The sequence below is a fragment of the Methylomonas defluvii genome (assembly GCF_033949435.1).
GTDB lineage: Bacteria > Pseudomonadota > Gammaproteobacteria > Methylococcales > Methylomonadaceae > Methylomonas > Methylomonas defluvii.
The window spans coordinates 1-4810 of sequence record NZ_JAXARY010000051.1 but is presented as its reverse complement, the minus strand read 5'-3'; the positions used below and the strand labels follow the sequence as shown (position 1 = coordinate 4810).

General features: G+C 50.9%; 5 protein-coding genes and 2 pseudogenes. 3 read left to right on the top strand and 4 right to left on the bottom strand.

What is annotated here, in order from left to right; translation table 11 throughout:
• Positions 1–48: 48 nt before the first annotated feature.
• From QLH52_RS24450 to QLH52_RS24440, 3 genes and pseudogenes are all read right to left on the bottom strand, one after another.
• Complete coding sequence (locus tag QLH52_RS24450; protein ID WP_319963272.1) at positions 49–1314, bottom strand: hypothetical protein; 1266 nt, start codon at positions 1312–1314, stop codon at positions 49–51.
• Between the two features lie 104 nt (positions 1315–1418).
• Positions 1419–1971, bottom strand: a pseudogene (locus tag QLH52_RS24695) (REP-associated tyrosine transposase).
• A 162-nt stretch (positions 1972–2133) separates the two neighbouring features.
• Entirely contained in the window at positions 2134–2472 is a 339-nt protein-coding gene (locus QLH52_RS24440; RefSeq protein WP_319963270.1) for a hypothetical protein, read from the bottom strand.
• Between the two features lie 278 nt (positions 2473–2750).
• Between QLH52_RS24440 and QLH52_RS24435 the strand changes: the two genes are divergently transcribed.
• The 3 genes from QLH52_RS24435 to QLH52_RS24425 are packed head-to-tail and all read left to right on the top strand — an operon-like array spanning position 2751 to position 4726.
• Positions 2751–3182, top strand: coding sequence for a DUF6152 family protein (locus QLH52_RS24435; RefSeq protein ID WP_171695547.1), 432 nt, complete (start codon positions 2751–2753; stop codon positions 3180–3182).
• 47 nt (positions 3183–3229) lie between these two features.
• Positions 3230–4027 carry a hypothetical protein gene (locus tag QLH52_RS24430; protein WP_319963269.1) on the top strand — a complete coding sequence of 266 codons (798 nt, stop codon included), beginning with the start codon at positions 3230–3232 and terminating at the stop codon, positions 4025–4027.
• A 24-nt stretch (positions 4028–4051) separates the two neighbouring features.
• Positions 4052–4726 (top strand): hypothetical protein, encoded by a 675-nt coding sequence (locus QLH52_RS24425; protein ID WP_319963268.1) that lies wholly within the window; start codon positions 4052–4054, stop codon positions 4724–4726.
• Here QLH52_RS24425 and QLH52_RS24420 read toward each other — a convergent pair.
• A pseudogene (locus QLH52_RS24420) lies at positions 4707–4810 on the bottom strand (IS5/IS1182 family transposase); the annotation flags it as partial. The gene QLH52_RS24425 and the pseudogene QLH52_RS24420 sit on opposite strands and share 20 nt — an antisense overlap.

The following is a 4810-nucleotide window of genomic DNA, read 5'->3' as shown; positions in this document are numbered from 1 at the left end:
TGCGCTGCAGATTTCATTGAAAACATGCGGATCGTTTTCGACGAACATCTACCGCGCTGGAACTATCGGGCTATTCCTCAAACCAACTAATTTCAGGAAGTTATTTTTGGCGGAATCCTTAAGGATTTTCAGCGCGTGCATGACGGGTAGATCTTCTGAAACGGTAAGTTCACAGACCGGAAGTAGATCCAGCATAAGGTGAAGGGCGGTGTCTTCAAATTCACCGTCCACCAAACCACCATGTGCGACCTGATTCCTCAACACCGGGAACAAGAAAGCGTAGTATTCAAAGAAGAAAAATCTTCGTATCCTTTCATCAATATGCTGAAGCTTGTCGTTCAGCGATGAGATGTCTAGCTGCTTCTCGGAGACGCCGATTTCTCTGCATATATCAGCAAAAATCCCCTCAATTTGTAGAGGGGCCATGCTTACAAATGAAATGTAGTCCTTCTCATCGAAGTGCCGCAGCATTGTTTCAATGACCTGTTTTCGGTCGAACAGGATATGGGACTTCTGAACCAGATCTGCAAGCTTTTCCCGAACACTTGGAAATTCACTAGAAGCACCGTTGATGTAGGCAGTCGCATACTCCTTGAATTTTTCAGGAGAGCTTTTGCATTCTTTCACTAAATCCCGATAGTCTGAGGCGGGCAGATCCATAAACTTGTTGGAATATACATTCAACGAGCGAATATCATATGGATCGCCAAGTGGCCAACTAAATCGCCGACCGAATGCATAGGGGCTATCCCAAAACAACGATGACCCAATAGAAACAACAGACAAACGTCGAGCAGCAGCATTGATGGCATGTTGCTTAATCTTGTGCGTCATGTAATCAACGATTTCATCTTTAGAAACAAGATTCTTCTTCTCGAAATATTCCAGTTGATTTCTGTAATAACGCTCATCCGCAGTCAAACGACCATCCTTCATCTTTTTCTGTTCAAGCGAATCAAGTTCTTTCTTGATATACGAGAGGTTCTCCGCCAGAGCGATTAAGTCCTCGTTCACTCGGATAGCGAGTTCAGTGAACTTTGTCTTCGGTTCAACTTCAACTTCAAGGTCAAGGTATTCTTTCTCTACAAAATTCCAAAAGCTCTCAGAATCAGCAGGTATATTTTTACGCCAGGAGCATGCTTTGTAAGTTGACTCAAGCTCTACATCATTAGCAGTGGGGTTGAGATCCAAGAGTTCTCGTAGAAAGACCTTTGCAAGCTTTCTCTTTCCCATCGTGAAAACGTCGTTTTCGTTCAGTACCTTAGCACTCAGACGAAATATTTCCCCGATAGTAGTTGATTTGTCGTAAGCCATTCTTCAAGTAGACCTGTTGTATTTAGCGTTGATTCTCTCAATCGTTTATCGAGCAATGCAAGGCCGTAGGGCGGATAAGCGAAGCGTCATCCGCCTATAATGCGTCAATTATCCGGTTCGCCCACTTCGAATGATGCCAAATCTAACCCCGCCCAATTTAATGGATAAATATCCATCTTGACCAAGCGGTGAAAACTTGAATACGGCCAATCTTTAACCGCTGTCGCCCAACCATGCTTGACCGGATTATGATGAATATAATCCATATGTGTCGCATAGTCGGCGTCATCGATAATGGTATGCTCCCAAAAACGGCGTTGCCATATGCCACGCTCGTGGCGCTTTATTCTGGTTGCTGAACGATATTCGGTTTTAGGGATTGCTTTCGAAAAGACTTTTTTATTGCTCGCCATCGGTTGGAATATAGATCGTCACCTGCCGGTAATGTCCAAATCGCATGCATATGATCAGGCAAAACCACCCAGGCATCGATATACCCATAGGGCACAAGTAAAATGGGTGCTTTTCCCGAACCGTTAGCACAGCTTCCCGCAACGCTGCAATATGTTCGATCAACAGCGTCGATTTGCGCTCGAGCAGGTTAACGGTGAAAAAATAGGTGCCGCCGGGAATGCGATTGCGTCGATAGTTTGGCATGAAAAGAGTTTAACCAATTTGGCGGATGACGCTACGCTTATCCGCCCTACAGCCTCCTTATAAGTGTGTTTCATGGTCAAAGGCGTCGAACATGTTGGCTAAGGTGATTATGCGCGCCGACTCCTGAATATCCTCGCCAGGCAAACCATCCGGATTGCCGGGCTAATCCATTCTTACGCCAATCCGGTAGTTTTCTGTCGAATTCATTCGGGCCGGCGTTGGCGGCACCGTCCCGTCAAACAGGCGGGTGCTTAAACCTGGGGCGGACCAGTGGCCGAGTATCCGGGCGGCACGCAAAACCCTCTCGTGGTTACCGCCGAGTGGTGCATCGGCACATCCCAATCCCGCGTAGGTGCCGACGAGGCGTGCAGAGGTGCGCACCGGCGCTTGCAGCGTACCGCCGAGCACTTTGTGGATGTCCTTGTAGCCCGGCAGGGTGCAGCCAAAGCTTTCGGCAGTGCCGCTGGATAGTTTTTCGGTGCGCGTGCGTGGCTTGGGCATACCGCCGGAATTGCTCGAAGGATGTTGTACCGCTGCTGCGTTAACAGCACAGCAGTTGTCCCTATCGTTAAATCCCCCTCCTATTTTTTATCGTCACTTGGTCGTCATTCACAAAGTAATTAACGCTAAAACAGCGGCTTAGCTAAATTAACACTCCTAGCTATCGCGTTGTATGGATTATGGGCCTGGTTTTTGCTGAATGCGGGCAACGACGTGGAAAGTTATGCAAACCATTTTCCGCGCTTGATTTTTTAGCGATTTAGCGGAGGACATATCGAATGAACACGAAAGGCAAACTGGTAAGCGTGATAGTTGTTGGCGGCCTACTCTCCCTGACAGCACCGCCAGCCCATGCCCACCACGCCTTTTCCGCCGAGTTCGACGCCGAACAACCCATAGAGTTAAAAGGCGTGGTCACCAAGCTGGAACTTGTCAATCCGCATAGCTGGCTATACCTGGACGTGAAGCAAACCGACGGTAGCGCCAAGAATTGGGGATTCGAATTCGGCGCGCCGTTCAGCCTGAAACAAAAAGGCATCACCAAAGCCAGCCTGCCGGTTGGCAGCGAAGTGACCATCCAGGGTTATCGCGCCAAGAACGGCAAGGATTTTGGCTACGCGGTGACCACCGTGCTGTCTGATGGCCGTAGCGTTAAAACCGGCGGTGCTCAGGATGCACCGGGGGCACAAGCCAACGGCCAGGCGCAATAAACCGAATCGGATTTGTTTGAATATAAATATTACGGAATATACCCTCAATGAGTTCACCCAATAACGGTCCGTCATCGCTACAGATTGCGCTGATGCTGGCCAGCGGCTTGATTTTGCTGTTTCTGGCTACCGGCGACGCCGGTGCGGCCGGCCCTAAAATCCCCCGGCTTGCCAACGGCAAACCCGATTTTTCCGGCATCTGGCAAACCACCAGCGCCGCCGATTACGACCTGGAGCCGCACAGCAACCGCAAGGATGCCCCGCCCGGCGCCGGCATCGTCGAAGGCCACTACCTGCCTTATTTACCCGCCGCACTGGAACAGAAAAAGAAAAACTTCGTCGCTCGCGACACGCTGGACCCGGCCCTGAAAGGCTACACGCTGGGTGTGCCGCGCGGCATTTATTACCCGGAGCCGTTTCAAATCTTCCAGCGCAAACAAGACCTGACCTTGGTCCACCAGTTCGGCCATTCGGTACGGACCATACACACCGATGAAACCGATCACCCTAAAGACCCTTACGACTGGTGGTTGGGTGACTCCCGCGCGCATTGGGAGGGCGATACGCTGGTGGTCGACGTCAAGCATTTCAACGACAAAACCTGGTTCGACCGGGCCGGCAATTATCACAGCGACGCGCTGCATATCATCGAAAAATGGGCATTGATCGACCCCAACACCGTCGAATATAAAGCCACCGTCGAAGACCCCAAGGTATTTAGCAAGCCCTGGAATCTATCGGTAATTTTGTACCGGCACCGGGAGAAGGATTTTCAGTTGATCGAGGACTACCGCTTTACGCTGGACTACGACGACGCTTATCCGCCCAAGCCGAATAAACCTTAAAGCCGGATATCAGACGAGGACGTTATGACACAAATTAATGCAAGTCGCTCGATGCTAGTTTCCGGGCTGGCAATCAGCGTAATGCTCACCGCCGCGCCTAGCCTATACGCTGCGGACGAGACCAAAAAGCCGGAAGCACCGGCTGCGAAACCGGCTCAGCCGGCCACCAAACCCTTGAAACTGGGCGGTCCCGGCATCGAACAGGAAAGAAGTTTCCCGAAAATCGTTTCCGGCAAATGGACCGGTCCGAAAACCGCCGACGGCCAACCGGATGTGCAAGGCCATTGGTCCAACACCATCGCCAACCACAACAACTTTACCGACCCGCAGGGTGGCATCCTTAACGATCCCAATCCCAACCGAGTAGCCAAAGGTCCGCGCGAGGAACGTGCTCCCAGCCGGGTCAGCGACCCCGCCGACGGCCAGGTGCCGTTTCAGCCTTGGGCGTTGGAGAAGGTCAAAGATTTTCAAGCGCATTTCCACGACCCGGTCAAACCGGAATACATCGAACCCTTGGCTCGTTGCGCACCAGGCGGCATTCCGAAGTCGCTGTATTGGCACGGTTACGAAATCAGCCAATATCCGGGTTATGTGTTGTTTCAATTCAACTCGGGGACCCGCATCATTCACCTGGACGGCAAACCGCATTTGCCGGACAACATTAGGGGCTGTTGCCGTTTCACATCGGTAACCATATAAATGCACAAGCCAGGGCGATAGCACCTTCAAAATTGCGTTTTAGTTTGTCATATCGGGTGGCAATAGCTCTAAAATGTTTCAGTC

What these genes read in the sequence shown, in the direction of transcription:
- QLH52_RS24450 (WP_319963272.1), bottom strand. Translation starts at nt 1,314, where the DNA reads ATGGCTTACGACAAATCAACTACTATCGGGGAAATATTTCGTCTGAGT.
- QLH52_RS24440 (WP_319963270.1), bottom strand. Translation starts at nt 2,472, where the DNA reads ATGCCCAAGCCACGCACGCGCACCGAAAAACTATCCAGCGGCACTGCC.
- QLH52_RS24435 (WP_171695547.1), top strand. Translation starts at nt 2,751, where the DNA reads ATGAACACGAAAGGCAAACTGGTAAGCGTGATAGTTGTTGGCGGCCTA.
- QLH52_RS24430 (WP_319963269.1), top strand. Translation starts at nt 3,230, where the DNA reads ATGAGTTCACCCAATAACGGTCCGTCATCGCTACAGATTGCGCTGATG.
- QLH52_RS24425 (WP_319963268.1), top strand. Translation starts at nt 4,052, where the DNA reads ATGACACAAATTAATGCAAGTCGCTCGATGCTAGTTTCCGGGCTGGCA.